Annotated in this window: 14 protein-coding genes; 3 read left to right on the top strand and 11 right to left on the bottom strand. The window is 43.1% G+C overall.

Annotated features, from left to right (window positions below):
* From HGO26_RS05360 to yceD, 4 genes are all read right to left on the bottom strand, one after another.
* Positions 1–1,314 carry a tyrosine-type recombinase/integrase gene (locus tag HGO26_RS05360; RefSeq protein ID WP_247651476.1) on the bottom strand — a complete coding sequence of 438 codons (1,314 nt, stop codon included), beginning with the start codon at positions 1,312–1,314 and terminating at the stop codon, positions 1–3.
* 122 nt (positions 1,315–1,436) lie between these two features.
* The gene (gene plsX, locus HGO26_RS05355; protein ID WP_168823750.1) at positions 1,437–2,465 is read right to left on the bottom strand and encodes a phosphate acyltransferase PlsX; all 1,029 of its coding nucleotides are present in this window, start codon (positions 2,463–2,465) and stop codon (positions 1,437–1,439) included.
* Positions 2,466–2,480: 15 nt separating this feature from the next.
* On the bottom strand, positions 2,481–2,651 hold the full coding sequence (gene rpmF / locus HGO26_RS05350) for a 50S ribosomal protein L32 (protein WP_006081226.1): 171 nt from the start codon (positions 2,649–2,651) through the stop codon (positions 2,481–2,483).
* Between the two features lie 16 nt (positions 2,652–2,667).
* A complete protein-coding gene (gene yceD, locus HGO26_RS05345; protein ID WP_028760371.1) occupies positions 2,668–3,192 on the bottom strand; it encodes a 23S rRNA accumulation protein YceD in 525 nt (174 codons plus the stop codon).
* A gap of 262 nt (positions 3,193–3,454) precedes the next feature.
* On the opposite strand from yceD, the gene HGO26_RS05340 reads away from it, so the two are divergent.
* Positions 3,455–4,039: a Maf family protein gene (locus HGO26_RS05340; protein ID WP_131523926.1), complete on the top strand. Its 585-nt coding sequence runs from the start codon at positions 3,455–3,457 to the stop codon at positions 4,037–4,039.
* A gap of 172 nt (positions 4,040–4,211) precedes the next feature.
* Here the strand turns inward: HGO26_RS05340 and HGO26_RS05335 are convergent, their stop codons facing one another.
* Together HGO26_RS05335 and rluC are read right to left on the bottom strand one after the other, a co-directional pair.
* The gene (locus HGO26_RS05335; protein ID WP_168823747.1) at positions 4,212–4,928 is read right to left on the bottom strand and encodes an HAD family hydrolase; all 717 of its coding nucleotides are present in this window, start codon (positions 4,926–4,928) and stop codon (positions 4,212–4,214) included.
* A 22-nt stretch (positions 4,929–4,950) separates the two neighbouring features.
* Positions 4,951–5,910 carry a 23S rRNA pseudouridine(955/2504/2580) synthase RluC gene (rluC, locus tag HGO26_RS05330; RefSeq protein WP_105252860.1) on the bottom strand — a complete coding sequence of 320 codons (960 nt, stop codon included), beginning with the start codon at positions 5,908–5,910 and terminating at the stop codon, positions 4,951–4,953.
* Between the two features lie 542 nt (positions 5,911–6,452).
* Here rluC and rne point away from each other — a divergent pair.
* Positions 6,453–9,893, top strand: a complete 3,441-nt coding sequence (rne, locus tag HGO26_RS05325) for a ribonuclease E (RefSeq protein ID WP_168823745.1) — start codon at positions 6,453–6,455, stop codon at positions 9,891–9,893.
* Positions 9,894–10,906: 1,013 nt separating this feature from the next.
* Here rne and HGO26_RS05320 read toward each other — a convergent pair.
* From HGO26_RS05320 to HGO26_RS05305, 4 genes are all read right to left on the bottom strand, one after another.
* Positions 10,907–11,116, bottom strand: coding sequence for a cold-shock protein (locus HGO26_RS05320; protein WP_011789734.1), 210 nt, complete (start codon positions 11,114–11,116; stop codon positions 10,907–10,909).
* A gap of 307 nt (positions 11,117–11,423) precedes the next feature.
* The gene (gene rlmA / locus HGO26_RS05315) at positions 11,424–12,239 is read right to left on the bottom strand and encodes a 23S rRNA (guanine(745)-N(1))-methyltransferase (protein ID WP_168823743.1); all 816 of its coding nucleotides are present in this window, start codon (positions 12,237–12,239) and stop codon (positions 11,424–11,426) included.
* Positions 12,240–12,279: 40 nt separating this feature from the next.
* Positions 12,280–13,128 carry a hypothetical protein gene (locus HGO26_RS05310; RefSeq protein WP_168823741.1) on the bottom strand — a complete coding sequence of 283 codons (849 nt, stop codon included), beginning with the start codon at positions 13,126–13,128 and terminating at the stop codon, positions 12,280–12,282.
* 288 nt (positions 13,129–13,416) lie between these two features.
* A complete protein-coding gene (locus HGO26_RS05305) occupies positions 13,417–13,824 on the bottom strand; it encodes a DUF1398 family protein (protein WP_168823739.1) in 408 nt (135 codons plus the stop codon).
* 451 nt (positions 13,825–14,275) lie between these two features.
* Here HGO26_RS05305 and HGO26_RS05300 point away from each other — a divergent pair, with 451 nt between their 5' ends.
* Positions 14,276–15,199, top strand: a complete 924-nt coding sequence (locus HGO26_RS05300) for a hypothetical protein (RefSeq protein WP_028760379.1) — start codon at positions 14,276–14,278, stop codon at positions 15,197–15,199.
* Positions 15,200–15,373: 174 nt separating this feature from the next.
* Here the strand turns inward: HGO26_RS05300 and HGO26_RS05295 are convergent, their stop codons facing one another.
* Complete coding sequence (locus tag HGO26_RS05295) at positions 15,374–17,638, bottom strand: TonB-dependent receptor (RefSeq protein WP_168823737.1); 2,265 nt, start codon at positions 17,636–17,638, stop codon at positions 15,374–15,376.
* Positions 17,639–17,847: the final 209 nt, after the last annotated feature.

Below are 17,847 nucleotides of genomic sequence, written 5' to 3'. Positions count from 1 at the left end.
TTACAACTCACTTCCAATAATGTCGCACAATCTATGATGCCAAGCGGTATATGCTGCCGCTTGGGTTTTTAAATATAAATTGTGGTCATACACGCCTTGAATGCCTGGCAACTTATGCCCGAGCATCACCTCTGCAGTCCTTTCATCTGTCAAATCTGAAAAGTTAGTGCGCGCGGTTTTACGTAAATCATGGATAGACCAATGCGTGATGCCGCATTCATGATGCTTATTTATCCAATTATTGATGACGTTCACTATAGATAAATGCGATGTCGACGCTAACGGCTTGACTTCACTATCAGGATTTTCGCTGAAAGAATCTGCCGACCCAAATAAAAATTTACCAGAGCTTAATAGAAAAGCCTCTTTCAGTAGAGGCACAATTTCAGGCACGATAGGCCTGACAATTTGGTTGCCACTATAACCAGTTTTATGGTTTTCAGCCGGAACAGTCCAGACCATTTTATCAAAATCAAAATGTGACTTTTCAGCTAGGCGTAGTTCACCTGTTCGACAAGCGAAGAACAGGTGGAGCTTGATAAAGACTTTGTTTTTAGGTGCAACTCTTGAGCGTCTAAGCGCATCCCAAAGCAAGACGATTTCATCATTACTCAGCGAACGCTTGCCAACACGCTTAACGACATGAAGATCTTCTCTCGCACTAATGTCAGATAAAGTGTTATCGCTGATTAGCCGCATTCTAACACCCCAGCCAAGCATTTTTTTGGCATTGGCCAATATACTTGCGGCCACTGCTGGCGTTCCCTTCGCGATGTCATCAAGCACAGTAAGCCATGTATGTAATTTAGTGTCCTGCACTAACATCATGCCAATTCGAGGTAATAAGTGAATTTCAAAGCTACGTAATACCTGCTTGTGGCACTTTTCATTTCTGATTTTTTTCGCACTATGCCAACGATAAAACAAGTCGCTGATCGTTGGTGCATTTTCAATTTCAATCCGATCGTTAATTTTAACTAATTTAGGATCATAACCTTTCTCTAGCTCACCTTTTAAACGTAAGCATTCCGTCCGAGCGGACTTTAATGAAGTCGCAGGGTAAGATCCGAGATCAAGCCGTGATGCTTTGCCAATATATCGATAGCGCAATTGAAATGTAAGTTTGCCTTTGGGTGACACTCTCACACTTAAGCCATCACGATCGGCCTTCTCATAAGCCTTGTCGATCTCCTTACCGGAGTTAGCTTTTAGCCATGAATCTGACAGCGCCATAAACCCTCTTTGTGTACAAATTTTTTTAGCCTCAGCGGCTATCGGTGTACATAGTGTAAATTTGCACACAAATTTGTACAAGTTTTGCTTGTCTTATGTCGAGTTTGAATGTCTTAGTTTGTCGCAGTGATTTGACGCATAACGAGGATTTTAAAGGGTTTTATACTAGCGAATGTCGTGATAAATCTTTGTTTGTCGCGGTATCAGTGATTGATATCTAAAAGAATCGACTCCAAACGATCTTTTATCATTTCAGGGAGTCGACGTTGAGCTTCCGTTACTGCCAAACTAATTGCTTGTAAATAGGCAGTTTCATCCGCGTTTCCATGGCTTTTTACAACTATTCCGCGCAATCCTATCAGACTTGCACCGTTATAGTGGTCGGGGTTCATCTGACTAAGGACCGCCTGGATACGAGGGGCGATAAGTTTAGCCAGAAAACGAACGAATAAACCTTGGGTTAGTCCCCGTTTTAACTGATGTACTAATAACTTGGCAATACCTTCAGAGGTCTTGAGCGTGATGTTACCCACAAACCCATCACAAACAATCACATCCACATTACCGGAATAGATTTCATCCCCTTCGATAAAACCTGTGTAATTGATTTGTTCTGTGTGTTGCAGCAACTGCGCGGCTTGCTGAACTTGGTCATTACCTTTAATTTCTTCAACGCCCACATTGAGCAAGGCGACTTTTGGCCGAGATTTCTTATCTACCGCTTCGCACAGGACTGAGCCCATCACGGCAAATTGAAATAAGGTTTCCGAGTCACAGGAAATATTCGCGCCCAAATCCAACAAATAAACCGGTTTTTGAGTCACCGCAGGTAAACAACTGACTAATGCGGGTCGATCAACACCAGGCAAGGTCTTCAACAATACTTTCGCCATTGCCATCAGCGCCCCTGTGTTACCGGCACTCACACACGCTTGTGCGCGGTCGTCGCGCACTAACTCAATAGCCAATCGCATGGAACTGTTTTTACGTGTACGCAAGGCATGCACAGGCCTATCGGACATACTAACGACTTCATCGGTATGAATGATTTCTATGCGCGAAAGTAAACTCGCTTCTGCTTGACGTAGATAGACATCAATTTCAGTCTTGTCACCGACTAAAATGATTTTAAGAAAAGAATGTAATTGTAGTGCCCGCAAGGCTGCAGGCACCGTGACGTGGGGGCCATGATCACCACCCATTGCATCTAACGCAAGCGTCAGATTCGTCATTAGGAAACCAACAAATTACTTGTTGATTACCTTTTTACCGCGATAGAAGCCATCTGCAGTCACATTGTGACGCATATGGATTTCACCGCTGGTAGCGTCTACAGACAGCTGAGCAGTGCTCAGTGCGTCATGTGAACGGCGCATTCCGCGCTTTGAACGTGATTTTTTGTTCTGTTGTACAGCCATTGGCCTGTCTCCTCGATTACTTGCTCTTCAGTTTTTCTAACACTGCAAACGGATTTGGACGCTCCTCTTGAGCGGGTTCTATCTCGCCTACAACCATGTCTTTAGATCCTGCACTGCAATCAATTTCTTGATGCATTGGGATTATCGGCATAGCGACTATCAATTCATCTTCGATCAATTGATGTAGACGCACTTCGCCAATTTCATTGCACTCAATTGGGTCATACGCATCCGGGAGCTCATCGATTTCTGCCTTAGTCCGACATGGACCAAAACAAAACTCGACCGTAACCTCAGTGGTAAATAGTGTCATGCAACGTTGACATATCAGAGTGAGCTCCGTCACAGCCTTCCCTTTCAGGTAGACTATCCCCTGTAAATCTACGCCACATTCAAGCGACACTGCCACATCGGAACAGTCGCCGGCACATAACTCAGTTAATCTTTTCAGTTGCACACCAGGAACAACGCCCTGATAAACTAGGCGACTCGAGGCGGCGCGAAATGGATCAATTGAAACCGGTATCTTTACTGTTTGCATAAGGCGCGCATATTATAGTTTGAAAACGCTAGAGTCAAAGAAAAAATACTAACTTAAGTCCCAGTTTGCGACTTAAGCCTTTCCCCTGCCCCAACATTGAAATTGACGGAAGCGAAATAGTACCCAAGCATGGGGCCGCATACAAGCGCAAGCCGCCTAAAATAGTCGCATTCATTGAAAAGAAACCGTAAAAGACGAAACTCTTGCACTCTCGCGCATTGATTGGTCACAATATGAGTCACTCTTTTGCGGATATCTCATTATGCCAACCCCATTAATCTTAGCTTCGACGTCTGTATACCGACAATCTTTACTGCAAAAACTCGGGTTACCCTTCGAATGCTGCAATCCTAATATTGACGAAACGGCGTATCTCGAAGAATCGGCCCATGCTTTAGTGCTGCGATTAGCCAAAGCAAAAGCCGTCGCGGGAGCAGAACAATTCCCCGATGGTCTGATTATTGGCTCCGATCAAGTTGCCGTCATTGATGGCAAGATTATCGGTAAACCCCATCATTTTAATAATGCCGTCGCGCAGCTCACTCAAGCCTCAGGCAAGGCCATCACCTTTTATACTGGTCTTGCACTTTACAACGCCGAAACGGGAGCCATGGCCGCCGAGGTTGAACCCTTTACGGTTCATTTTAGGCACCTTAGCCATGCGCAGATTGTGGCTTACATTGAAAAAGAAGAGCCTTATTATTGCGCGGGGAGTTTTAAGAGCGAAGGTTTAGGTATCGCGTTATTTACAGAGCTCGAAGGTCGCGATCCCAATACCTTAGTTGGCTTACCACTGATATTACTGACGGAAATGCTGTTAGCCCAAGGTGTAGACGTTCTCGCTTAAACGTTTGCCAAGGCTTTGCTCTATTTGCTCAGTTTATTGAATCGATGACGCGCATCAAAAATACTGGGCTACTGAGTCGTTTCATCGACGAGAAGATGAGACGTAAATAAAAGTGATAAGGAAGTCTCATGCGCAGCGGCATGTATTGCCGCTCCAGCATTAAATAGCAGTGTTAAAGGTATTGCAGTAATTGCTTTGGTGAATCTATCAAGGCGATAGGTTTTGCCCGCAGCAACTTTTCAGCACTGTGAGCGCCATAGGTCACACCAACGCTATCAATCCCTGCATTGGCCGCCATGGTTAAATCCAGCAGAGAATCACCCACCATTAAGGCTCGGTTCGGGGCAATATTCAATTCTTTCAGCAAGCTTGAGATCATTTCAGGATGGGGTTTGCTGTGCACTTCATCAGCGCAGCGTGACGCAACAAAGTATCGACCTAAGCCTGTTTGCTCAAAGACGCGATCAAGTCCCGCACGGGCTTTACCAGTTGCGACGGCTAACTTATAGCCTTGGCTATGCAAGTCATCAATTAACGCTGGAGTTTGCACAAACAAGGGCGTTGGCGTGGTGTCTAAATGCAAATATTGTGCTTTAAACTCAGCGCGCATCTGCTGATATTGATCATTTTCGCCTTGGCTGAATGCATTATTAGAATGTAGAGGCTGAGAATATACAGAAGAAGCGCTGCAATTAAGCCCCTCAGGGAACAGGACTCGCAGCGCTTCTGTCATAGAAAGACCAATAATATCGCGAATGTCACTTTCAGTTGGGATAGGTAACTGCAATGCCTTAGCCATATTTTCAATACAAGTGATAATTTTACCGATGGAATCCATCAGAGTGCCATCCCAATCGAAAATCACTAAATCGTATTGCTTTATCTTCATCCTTGAAACCTATCCCCGTCGATTACGCACGCTTTAACTTATCGAGTAATTGCGACAAATTTTCATCTAAAGGCGCAGAAACCCGCATCACTTCATCATTTTCTGGATGAATGAACATCAATTCAGCGGCATGTAAAAAGAGTCGAGTTAAGCCTAATGCACGCATGCTATCGTCAAACCCTTGCTCGCTGTACTTATCATCACAGGCGATAGGATGGCCAGCAAATTGGCAATGCACCCGAATTTGATGAGTACGTCCAGTGACAGGGCTTGCCTTCACTAAAGTACAACCTTGGTAACGCTGCATAATTTTAAAGCGCGTTTCTGAAGGTTTACCTTCCGCATTAACGCGCACTATGCGCTCACCGGATTTGAGGGTGATCTTCAATAAAGGCTGTTTAACGGCTTTATCTTGAGCAGACCATTCACCTTTAACTAAGGCCAAATAGTCTTTCTGCATTTTTTTATACCGAAGCTGATCATGCAGATGTTTAAGCGCGCTACGCTTTTTCGCCACCAACAACACACCCGAAGTGTCTTTATCGAGGCGATGTACTAGCTCTAAAAACTTTTGTTGAGGACGCAGTGAACGCAATGCTTCAATCACACCGTAATCGACTCCACTACCACCATGCACGGCAATGCCAGCAGGTTTATTCAGCACGATCAAATGATTGTCTTCATGCAAAATACGGTCTTCGAGTTGCGAGACTTTGCTTAAGTTCGCCGATGGTGCGGTACGGTTATCCGGCTCTGCCACGCGGACTGGCGGAATACGTACTATGTCGCCAATCTGCAACTTGTACTCGGGTTTGATGCGTTTCTTATTCACTCGAACCTCGCCCTTGCGGACAATGCGATAGATCATGCTTTTCGGCACGCCCTTCAGCTTGGTCATTAAGTAGTTATCGATACGCTGTTCGAAGTGATCTTCATCAATCGTGATCAACTGAACCTGTTGTGGGGTGGATTCTATATTCATGATGCGCCATCTAATTATAACGGTCGCCATTGTACAACAACTGAGAAGAATTGTGCCTTTCCATTGCTGAATTTTTTGATTATTGCTATATTTCACCAGCGATTAGGGATAAGCCGTGAATAAAGTGTTCACAACGCCCTGATCCCAAGCGGAAAATTTAACGGATAAAAAAAGATTTTCTTGATAGCAAATCATTGATTTGCAAATCGTATACAGAGTAAAAATACCACAAATGCGTTTTTTACGATTAAATCGAGAAAGTCACCTTACTTTAATAAGGTTTACCCTAGGTTTTCCTCCCCGATTTCGAAGGATATTTTAACTTGTTGTCAGACAAACCGATTCGACTTGGGCATTACTGGAACGAAACTAAAGAATTTATGGGGTTGGTTGATGTTTTACAACGAATTCCTTGTTTTTGTAATCATTAAAAAATAAGCCATAAATAGGATGCGACACGCAGCGACTGCGTCTAACAGTAATGCGCACCTCTTGCCTAGCCACCAGCCGTGAGGCTCAGTTGACCTACTGCTAGGCCCGTAATGCAGCGAAGCGCGATGTTTGATGACCTCTATTTAAAGAAGAATGACGTCATCATGAAACGTATGTTAATCAATGCAACTCAATCAGAAGAGTTGCGTGTAGCCCTTGTTGATGGGCAACAACTGTATGATCTAGACATTGAAAGCCCAGGTCATGAGCAAAAAAAATCAAACATTTACAAAGGTAAAATTACCCGCGTAGAACCGTCTTTAGAAGCCGCTTTCGTCGACTACGGTGCCGATCGTCACGGCTTTTTGCCACTGAAAGAAATCGCTAGAGAATATTTCCCGAAGGGATATTCGTTCCAAGGTCGCCCCAATATCAAAGAAGTGGTCAGTGAAGGACAGGAAGTTATTGTCCAAATTGACAAAGAAGAACGCGGCAATAAAGGCGCAGCCTTAACGACCTTCATCAGCCTTGCAGGCTCTTACTTAGTATTAATGCCAAACAACCCACGTGCAGGCGGGATTTCTCGTCGTATCGAAGGTGATGAGCGCACTGAGCTAAAAGAAGCGATGGCTGACTTAGAAGTGCCTGCTGGCATGGGTCTTATCGTGCGTACTGCGGGTGTAGGCAAAGAATCTGCCGAGTTAAAGTGGGACTTAAAAGTTCTACAACACCACTGGGCGGCGATCACCGAAGCTTCACAAGTTAAAGGCGCACCTTTCTTAATTCACCAAGAAAGCAATGTGATAGTTCGCGCTATTCGTGACTATTTACGCCGTGACGTGGGCGAAATCCTCATCGATCATCCACGTATTTTTGAAGAAGCGAAGCAACATATCGCCTTAGTTCGCCCTGATTTCGTTGAGCGCGTAAAACTGTACGAAGCTGAAGTGCCATTATTCACTCACTTCCAAATCGAATCACAAATTGAATCCGCCTTCCAACGCGAAGTGCGTCTGCCATCTGGCGGTTCGATTGTTATCGACCCAACTGAAGCCTTAACCTCAATCGATATCAACTCTGCCCGTGCCACTAAAGGCGGCGATATTGAAGAAACAGCACTGAACACTAACCTCGAAGCCGCCGATGAAATTGCCCGCCAATTGCGCCTCCGCGACTTAGGTGGCTTAGTGGTTATCGACTTTATTGATATGACGCCTGTGCGCCATCAGCGTGAAGTTGAAAACCGCTTACGTGATGCTGTTCACCACGACCGCGCCCGTGTGCAATTAGGTCGCATTTCTCGTTTCGGTTTGATGGAAATGTCGCGTCAACGTCTACGCCCCTCTTTAGAAGAATCTGCAGCGCATATCTGCCCTCGCTGTCATGGCCAAGGCACGATTCGCAGTACCGAGTCTTTAGCACTGTCAATTTTACGTTTGATGGAAGAAGAAGCCATCAAAGAAAACACCTCACAGATCGAAGCGATTGTGCCTGTGGATGTTGCAGCTTTCTTGTTAAACGAGAAACGCAAAGCCATTCGCATCACAGAACAGCGTCACGATGTCGAAGTGTATGTGATACCTGACGCACACATGATGACGCCTGATTACCGCGTGATCCGTCACCGTAGTGATGATGAAATCAGTGAATCAAGCTATAAGCGTATAGAGCATCCTGAAGCCAAATTGTATGAGCCACGCAAACTGGAACGTACTGCGGCGCCTATTCCGGCATTAAAAGGTTTTGCAGCGCCACAAAAAGTAGAACAAGCCCCATCACCAACGGTGAAAGTTGAAGCGCCACAACCAGGCTTCTTCAGCAAGCTTGTGAGTGCAATCAGTGCCATGTTTGCGCCAAGTGAAAAAGCTGAACCCGTAAAAGTTGTTGAAACTAAAGCAACTGATACCAGTGCGGCTAACGCAAATCGCCGTAACCGTCGTAATGACACTCGCCGCCCACGCAATGCCCAAGATGCCGACAAAGCAAAAGAAGGCACTCGTGAGCCGCGTAGCCGCAATCCAAAAAAGCCGACTGATGCAGTAGTCAGCACACAAGAACGTCCAGTACGCGAAAAAGAAGAAACGGCTAAACGTCCAGCTAAAGCTGAACCGAAGCCACGCGTACAAGCGCCAAAAGATGTTGTTGCCGACATTGAAGCAGATGATGCCCCTAAGCAAGAAGTCGCCCGCGAGCGTCGTCAGCGCCGTAACATGCGTCGTAAGGTGCGTATCGATAATGGCCATAATACGCCAGATAATGCGATCCCAATTGCACCTGAAGATGCAGCAGAAGTGTTAGCGGAAATTGCAGCCCTTAACGCCGCAGCGGCAAGTACAATCAGTGTTAATGTCAAAGCTGAAGTCATTGCCCAAACGCCAGTAGAAACTAAAGCGCCAAGAACACGTCGCCAGCCTCGTAAGGAAGCTGCACCTGCTCAAGAAGCGCAAGAAAATATTGTGCTAGAAGAGACAACTGTAATTTCTACTGTAGTAGAAACACCTGCTGTTGATGCTGTTAACGTAGCTGAAAACACCTTGGTTGACACAGCAGCTCATACTGTAGCAGCGGATGCTGTATCGCAAGATAGCGAAGTTGATGCAGACAACGAAAATGCTAATGCTGATGATCAATCAAAACGCGAGCAAAGAGATGGTCAACGTCGTAGCCGTCGTAGCCCTCGCCACCTTCGTGCAGCGGGTCAACGTCGTCGTCGCGACGAAGATGACCAAGGTACATCAACGCCAGCGCAATTCGTTCCTAATGACGAATTAGGTGCTGACCAAGAGTACCCAAGCGAAATCGTCAGTGTTCGAGTGGAAACTCCTGTTGTTGCAACTCAAACAACAGCGGTAACTGAACCGGCCGTTAAAACTGATGACGTCGAAATAGCTGAAACAAGTGCAACTCCAACTGTTGAAGCTCCTGCTGTTGTTAAAGTAGAAGCAAAAGTTGAGCCTCAGCCTCAAGCAAATGACGTTGCAGCAGTTGAAACTCAGCAAGTTGAAACTAAACCTGTTGTGACTAAAACCACTGAAACGAAAGTGGAAGAGCCAAAGGCTGCTGACGCAAAAGTTGACCTTGCGTCAATCGTTGAAACTCAGGTGACCAGCGTTACTGCTGAAGCCGTAGTCGTTGCAGTCCCATCAGTTGAAAGCTCAGTGACTAAATCAGTAGCAGTACCCAAAGCTGAAGCAGCTAAAACCGAAACACTTGTCGAGCCAAGTGTTGCACCGAGCGCTGAAGTAAAAGAAGCCGTGAAAGCAACAGCCTCTGCGCCAATGGCCAGACCGGCAGCTATAGCTAAGCCTCAAGCCACGATACAAACGGCTCCAACAACACCGCAAATCACGGATGCAGTTATTGTCAGCAAGCCGAAAGCCGCCAGCCGCTTTGGCTCTATGGTGTCTTCGGATATGACCAAGCCTGTCGTTGAGGTGAGAGAACAAGTGGCTGTCCCTAAAGGACGAGAGTATGAGAATACTGCGAACGAAGAGTCTACTGCCAAAATCAAACTCGCTAATGGTGCAGAGTCGGATATGGCACGTCCATAATCACTTAAGCTAAACCAGAAAAGCCATGCAATTGCATGGCTTTTTTATTTACACTGTAATACTCCACAATATTTAAATTTAGCTCAATCCATTTTTCGGCTTAATCGTAGTCTCCTTGAATAACATAACCCATTAAAAGATCCTCAGTATATAGTTATCAACTTTAAGTATTCTTGTATTGTCACTAACGTCACATTAGAAGCAATAAACATGCTAACAAAATATCAGGCCAATACCCGCCAGTAGAAAGGGCTCTTAATCCATTTAGAGCTAACTGTAGACCCCTCCTTTATAAGTTAGGAAAACTAGTCGAGGGAGAGCATTATTCCGCTATAAAGTAGCCGATAATTAAGTTGGATTAGCAGCCTAAAGCTTCTGTCGGAAATACTTAAATGTACGAAATGCAAGGCATCTCAATAGCAATATTCATTTTTTGGTCGGCTCCAAACTACATCATAAATAAGCTAGTGTTCTTTAATATCAAGCACTAAATGCTTTGCCAACCTCAACTCTTTACTACAAGGCTTTCAGCCTTAGGTGCAGCTTAGTATATGTAGGATAACTAAGTGCAAGAAATGTAAATGCACCAATCATATTCGGCAATATCTGAAGTCACTGATTTACAACAAATGAATGATTAGACGCATTCGCGTTCGACATTGAATATAAGATTACGCAAAAAATAAACTCGATAAGAGTAAGCGTTAAGAGTTAAGAGTTAACATATAATGGAATTGAATGTTACAGGGGTAAAAATAAGGAGAGTGTATCAAATGGTTTTATTGAAAATCTTGGAGATATCAGAATTGGATTCTAACAGAGAAAGATTAGAGGATTAACTTCAGATTTAAGCATTAAATTAATGCGACATGTTAAGTGGATCTCGTCGCTTATACTGGATTCAACAATCTAAACTAAATGAAATTTTATTTTCGCACAAATAAAAAGAGCCACGGAATTAACCATAGCCCTTTAATCCATTGCTATCAGCTCCAGGCTAACAGCACTGAAAATTAACCAATGATAGTTACGTTTTCAGCTTGTGGACCTTTTTGACCTTGAGTCACAGTGAAAGACACTTTTTGGCCTTCATCAAGAGTTTTGAAACCGTCAGAGTTGATCGCACGGAAGTGTACGAATACATCTGGGCCAGATTCTTGCTCAATGAATCCGAAACCTTTGTCAGAGTTGAACCACTTAACAACACCAGTAACTTGAGACATAATATAAATCCTGTAAATAAAAAATTAAAGCCTTAACGGCGGGTGGAGCTGGAAAATGCCGGTATTACTTATGTTTACAGGACGAACTGGTCGTATTGAACACATAAATATAAGCCCAACCTTCAAGCTGATAAGACTATAAACCATTCTAAAGATAAGTCAACACACTGCGACACTTTGGATTATTTATTTTGCCTAAATCTACTTTACGGTTTTGCAACCGGCTAGCAGAACACTAGGTTCATGCTGTTTAGCAAGTACAGTTAAGCATTTTAAATAACTTATTTCAATAGCTTAATCTTATCACTTACTTTGAAATCCGATGCACTTCAATTTGAAAATCCAATTCACAGTTCAGTCCTTGCAACGCAAATGCTTGCTTTTGGGCATGAGTAAACTTCCAAGCATAGGGCGTCATTTCTAAAAAATGAGCGATATGTTCACTATTTGCCAGCTCTAACTGGGAGATTAAGCGTTCCTGATGAAGACACTCAAATCCAGCAATATGCGCTGTGGAAACGGGATGTAATCTTGGCTCAGCATAAATTTGTTGTTTCAACGCAAAATGGTGTAAAGGTCCCGGAGAAACCGTTATCAGTAAGCCTCCATCAGCCATAATCCGTTGTAACTCTTCTACTTTTGAAGGGGCATAAATACGAATGGCAAGATCGACACTTTGGGATGCGATTGGCATTTCATAGGCACTTGCGACACAAAATTGCAAATTAGGGTAACGTTTAGCTGCATATTTAATTGCAGACTTAGAAATATCTATACCTTGTAAATTGCAATCATGGTGCTGGCTCAACACATGGAATAAACGTTGACTGTAGTACCCTTCCCCACAGCCTATATCGAGGATTTGTTTTGCTTCGGCACCAAACTCAAGCGCGAGCTCATTCACTCTATCACTCAAACCTTGATAGTAACCCGCGTTTAAAAATTCACGCCGAGCAAACATCATCTGTTTATTATCACCAGGATCTTTTGAGTTTTTCTTCTGAACAGGTAATAAGTTGACATAGCCTTCTTTTGCCATATCAAACTTATGTTGCTGTGAACAACCCCAAGTTCGCTCCGTTAACGTCAGTGGGGCGGCACACAGGGGACATAAATAATGCATAATGGACTCTTATCATTTAGCTAAATTTGGGTAAAAAAGTTTACGTTTCGTCTTCCATCAATCGGTCTACCATCAGGATCAATTCCGGTGAAGCGAGTAATTCATAACACTCTAATTTTCTTAATAGCTTATCAGTGTTATCGACATCATTAGCAGCGCGGCTGTAGTTTGGTCGCTCAAACATATGAGTATAGGTTCTAAATAACCATTGTTGTTTTTGCAGTAGCAAGGGATCGATCCTTAATACTTCATCAGCAAGGCTGGCATGACATTGACCAAGCTCCCCACGCATAAACGCCTGCAATTCTAATCTAACCTGCTCGATTTCAGTCATGTAAATTGCAAGAGATTCAGATGATGCGGCATAGTCGTAGTGCCTTGCTAACAGTGCTTTAGCAACCATTAACGCTTTGGGCTCATGCAAAACCCGCAAATCCGCTTCTAAGGGTACTAACTCAAACTTTGAATTGGCTTGTAAGGCAAAAGTTAAGTAACTATCTGCACCTATTAAGTCATTATCTGCACCTAAATGACGAGTCGTATCTAAGGTAAAAGATACACCTCGCCTCAATTCAGCCGCACAAAATTTCGCAGCAGTTCCCATCCGTGTATAAAGCCTAAAACCTTGCCCAAGGCTGCGGGTTATTGGTGTATTGAAAGCCTGAGGGCTTTGCGGTAACGATTCGACCTTAAGACCCATAAACGGCTGGAAGCGAATGACTATATTTTGCTGAATTCCGGCTTCAGCGATGACGATAATCTCTAGTAAAGGGGCATTGATCGCCTGCGACACAATAAAATCACTCACATCGTCGGGTAGCCGTAATGTGAGTATTGATGCCTTTTCAACATCAAGCACCATAGGTTCATTTAGAAATTGATGGTACATAAGACATTATTCTCCTATTTAACCGCAATTGTACCGTCCAATACCAATTAAAATCACTCCGTAAACCATTACCATCGCAAGATATGACTTAATTTTCATGATGCCGTAAATCGGCATTCGAGAAATAGTAGTGACATTGCGTGGTAGCATATTTATGCCTCCAGTGTTCTATAACGTTAAGTACAGGAAGATGTAAATGACGTATACAATGAACTTCACATAACCATTCACCCAATGTAAAACTCACGATGTACCCAGCCTAGAAAGTGGCGAGCCTAGTCAGCGTTGTTAGACATCGCTCGGCTTAGCGCCAGAAAACCATTCGGTATGCTGGTCACCCTGACGGCCAAAATAGGTTACACGTTTACCTCGCAAAAACACGAAATAACCTTGAACTCCTGCATTCATAGCGCGCTGGCAGAAAAGCCGAAAATTTTGCCCATGCTGCTGACTATCCAAGATGGCAGCTCTGAGTTCAATCACATTAAAATTTTCAGCAATTAATGGAAGTCCCTCAAATGATAAAGGTGATTGCACTGTAGAACCTACTGCGCTATAGAAAGTAAATGACTTCAAGGCATAGTCTACATAGTAATACTCGACACCTTCAGCAATAAGATTGCCGACAATTTGAGGAAATGGTATTAATCCAGACAAGGTTGCTTGTGCAGATTCTAAAATTTTATCCGAGTTCATTAATGTCCTCTCTGGGTCTTGAGTGGTCAATTTATATGTTTAACATCAGCAGTAGAGCCAAAGTGATAGCACTGTAAAAACGTGGAGCATGCGCCAGCGCGGGTTAAACGCTCAAAGCACGTACTCATAAATGATTAACGCAATAAACACGACCTTCAAACTTCCCCAAAATCGTTGCCAGACTACAAACACGTTTATGCATATATAACGTAAAGCCATATTAAAAACACTATGGCCAAACTACATAAGGACTTTAAAATATTCAGCGAGCCACTCGCACCCAGTGCCAACACCGTTGGGCTGTCTAAATTGATTTACAACTCACATAAACCCAAACTAAAAAAATGTATCATTTACGCTTATCATCTGTTTCTTTATCCCGCAAGCCATCTAGGCTACTGCTAAAATAAGCACACCGAATCAATTTCAACCTCTAGCAATGAGTTTATTGATGGATAATTTACAGCGACTGGGCATTATTTTTTGTATTCTTTCCCTGTGGGTCTTGGCAAACATACCCGTCACTTATGCTAATGATCAATTCATTATCAATCAGTCAGAATCCAAGCTTGATCACAGATATCAGTATACTTATGACCTTTTACAATTAGTTATTGATGCAACCAAAGCCGATTTTGGTGAAGCATCACTGCAAGTCTCAGATCTAATAATGAGTCGAAATCGTATCTTCAGAGCATTACAAGAGGGTGAAACCATCAATGTTATTGCAGAAGCCTCTAACCTACAGTGGAATAAACAGCTTATTCCAATAAAAATTCCTATTAGAAAAGGCATTCAGGGATTTAGAATTTTTATTATTAAAAAGGAAAATGTACCTAGGTTAGCCCAAATCACCTCGCTAGCGCAGTTAACTGCTCTTGATACTGGTTCAGGTAGCCAATGGTCGACTAAAGTTGCCATGCAACAAGCAGGATTTAAGATTATAGAAAGCAATCAATATGACAGTTTATTTAATATGCTATCAAAAGGACGGTTTATAACATTTGGCCGCGGAGTGAATGAAGTATTTCAAGAGGTTGAGCAGTTTAATCAACAATATCCAGATCTCGTTGTTGATGAAAGCATCATGCTACATATTCCACTAGCGACATATTATTATGTTTCGCCTAACAAACCTCGCTTAGCTCAGCGAATACAAATTGGCCTCCAGAGAATTATCGATAATGGTCAATTTGACCAGTTATTTTATCAACGCCATTGCGATTTTTTGATAAAAAGTAAATTGAATCAACGATTAGTTTTTAAAATTGACAATCCTTTTATATCTGAATCAGAAATGACTTCCATTGTCGGTAAAGATTTCTTACTCAATCCAATGGATGACTTTTCCATATTATGTAAGAAATATCATTGAATAGGCTTCATCAGATAAACACTTAGGGTCCGTCATGACTTAAAAACATCTCTCGGAAAATGGGATAAAAAACAGCAAATCGCGGCTTGAATTGAAGGAGGTTAGATTTTTGGCCTTGGGTATCTAGAAATCAAACGAAAACCTTCAAGGCCATTAGCCTTGAAGGAAACTTTTTTAGAATTGCACTCTGACACCAATAGCCGCTGAGCGACCTGGCATAGGGGATAAATGCCTTAGGAAACTGTTATGTGGGCGCGCATCTACATCGGTAAGATTATCTAAGCTTAGGTAGAATTGAGTCGTCACTTTCGAAATGACTTGATCTAAAGTGATATTTGCTCCGAGCAAAGCATAAGATTCAGAGGGCCTCTCAAATCTGCTAACGTCACCTTGTGAATGATAGCGAACATAATCGATGGACACAGTAAGCGCATCATACTGCCAATTTAGTGCAGTGCCTGTTTTGGATTGTGGTGTTCGAGGCATTGAAGTGCCTTCTAAGCTACGGCGAAAGAATTCGTCCCGCTCACCAGCGAGAGGTGGGCGAGTACTAAAGATATCGTAACTACCATCGTATTGATATCGAGGAGTATTTCTCACTCTGTCAGTAAATGCGCTGAGCTCAAAAACTCCCCACCTTTGCCACGGGAAGGTATAGATAGCTTGTACCTCTAACCCTTGATTGTTTGTATCTGCTTGGCGCCATTCACGAACATAAGTACCATTACGCTCAAGGCCTGTACTACCAAGATAAATAAAATCATTGAATTGATTTTGATACCAACTTGCCATTAGCTGTAAATCGGCGATTTTCGCGGTGGTATTTATTTCAAAGGAGTGATTAATTTCCTTTTTAAGATTTGAGCTGCCCTGTTCTTCAATTAACAGAGCATAGTGTGGGTTACTGGCGTAAAGCTCACTCATTTCAGGAGCACGCTCGGCATGAACGTAATTGACTCGTGTTGACCAATTTTGCAATATGTCCCATTGCAGTGATCCTGAGTAGCTTTGGAGATAAAAATTTCTATCTTTAACATTCGCTCCTGAGCCTCGACCTACCTTGTAACCCTCTGCGTTTACTTGGTGCTTAATCGCATCATAACGACCTCCAAACTCAAAAGTAACCGGACCAAAGTGCAGGGTTTGTAGCGTATAGGCTGCATAGTTTTGACTATCGACATCAGGCATGTAATTGTCATAGCCCTCCCCTTTATAGGCTTTAGTGTCGTACTGTAATCCTAAGACACCATCGAAGTTTGATGTCCAACTATGATAGAGCTTAGGGCTAATGACCCAAGAGGTAAGTTCGAATTGGTTGACGGATACCTCAGCCATATGCTCATCATCGACTTGATTCGAATAGGCGCCATCGAGGCTAAATGAGTTTATCCAATTGTCATCCCAGTTTTCGACATACTTCATATCTACGCGATCACCACGGGAGAAAATTCGAATATTACCCCGTTGATCAAAATCCACTGGTGCGCTGCTGCCACGACGCATAAATCCCGGAATACCGCGATGAGTGTCCGTATAACCATAAGCCAAACCCAAAAGACGTTGTTGGCCAGTGTAGCTTCCGCCTGCCGAGAATGATGATGTGTGGTGGCTGCTGTTAAGTACAGTGCCATTACTGTCTATTGAGTAGTCGGTGATAATTTGTTGTTCTAAAGGTGTAGCATCTTCATAGCGTTTTAATTGATTGTTCATCTGCCACACAGGTTGCGCATATTTGATTTGGCATAGATCGGCAAACTGTGCGGCACCTACGACTTTTGACCACGTTTTACAATCGTTGTCTTTAGAATATCCAGGGATATCGTAGTCACCACGGTCTTTGTTGATCATATTCAGCGCAAAGTTAAAAGATTCATTTCCTGCAGTAAGTTTTGCCAGTGCGGTACTTGTACTATTGAAGCCAGCTTTCACTTCAGCGCGACTGTTAAACCCATTGATTGGGCTTAATGGAATACGACCATCTTGGAGATCAACAATGCCTGCCATCGCTTGCCCACCATAGGCAATCACAGCTGTAGGACCTTTAATGACCAAGATACTGTCAGCAAGAAAGGGCTCGATGGGGATGTATTGATCCTCACTCACCGACGACATATCCTCAACTTGAGTTCCATTGAGCAACATTTTAACCCTGTTTCCACCAAATCCACGGATTTGTGGCCTACCCGATGAGCTACCAAAAAAACCACTGTCTACTCCCGGTAATTGGCTTAAAGTTTCTCCTAAGGTATCGGCTTTACGATTATTAAGTTCATCGCCGCTGAGTTCGATTTTACTGGCTTGTATTCTTTGACTTAGTGGTTTTTCTAAAGCATGCCCAGTGACATTGATACGTTCAATAGGTTCTGCTGAAACAGTTAAAGTGCCAACACCTAATAACAGAAGGTATTTGTGGAAGTTCATTTTGTGGGTCGTTTCCATATGATTACTGCCGAAACAAATGATATGTTACAACATATCATCATGTATCAATCGGGTTCAATATAAATGAAAGTAAATTAAGTTACTGATTGTAAATGGCAATCAGAATAACACTCGGTATGGTGATTGATGATTGCTAACAATGATTGTCATTAGAAGGGGTGGATCAGGTAAACTGTGTAAGTATGATCATTTCAAAAAAATTGGCA

Origin of the sequence: Shewanella oncorhynchi (genome assembly GCF_012584455.1) — a bacterium.
Classification (GTDB): domain Bacteria; phylum Pseudomonadota; class Gammaproteobacteria; order Enterobacterales; family Shewanellaceae; genus Shewanella; species Shewanella oncorhynchi.
This window is presented reverse-complemented; position numbering and strand designations above follow the sequence as displayed.

Coding starts and splice junctions, on each gene's coding strand:
- rne (WP_168823745.1), top strand. CDS start 6,453: ATGCAGCGAAGCGCGATGTTTGATGACCTCTATTTAAAGAAGAATGAC.
- HGO26_RS05320 (WP_011789734.1), bottom strand. CDS start 11,116: ATGTCTCAAGTTACTGGTGTTGTTAAGTGGTTCAACTCTGACAAAGGT.
- HGO26_RS05310 (WP_168823741.1), bottom strand. CDS start 13,128: ATGTACCATCAATTTCTAAATGAACCTATGGTGCTTGATGTTGAAAAG.
- HGO26_RS05300 (WP_028760379.1), top strand. CDS start 14,276: ATGGATAATTTACAGCGACTGGGCATTATTTTTTGTATTCTTTCCCTG.
- yceD (WP_028760371.1), bottom strand. CDS start 3,192: ATGCAAACAGTAAAGATACCGGTTTCAATTGATCCATTTCGCGCCGCC.
- HGO26_RS05305 (WP_168823739.1), bottom strand. CDS start 13,824: ATGAACTCGGATAAAATTTTAGAATCTGCACAAGCAACCTTGTCTGGA.
- HGO26_RS05335 (WP_168823747.1), bottom strand. CDS start 4,928: ATGAAGATAAAGCAATACGATTTAGTGATTTTCGATTGGGATGGCACT.
- HGO26_RS05340 (WP_131523926.1), top strand. CDS start 3,455: ATGCCAACCCCATTAATCTTAGCTTCGACGTCTGTATACCGACAATCT.
- plsX (WP_168823750.1), bottom strand. CDS start 2,465: ATGACGAATCTGACGCTTGCGTTAGATGCAATGGGTGGTGATCATGGC.
- rlmA (WP_168823743.1), bottom strand. CDS start 12,239: ATGCATTATTTATGTCCCCTGTGTGCCGCCCCACTGACGTTAACGGAG.
- HGO26_RS05295 (WP_168823737.1), bottom strand. CDS start 17,638: ATGGAAACGACCCACAAAATGAACTTCCACAAATACCTTCTGTTATTA.
- rpmF (WP_006081226.1), bottom strand. CDS start 2,651: ATGGCTGTACAACAGAACAAAAAATCACGTTCAAAGCGCGGAATGCGC.
- rluC (WP_105252860.1), bottom strand. CDS start 5,910: ATGAATATAGAATCCACCCCACAACAGGTTCAGTTGATCACGATTGAT.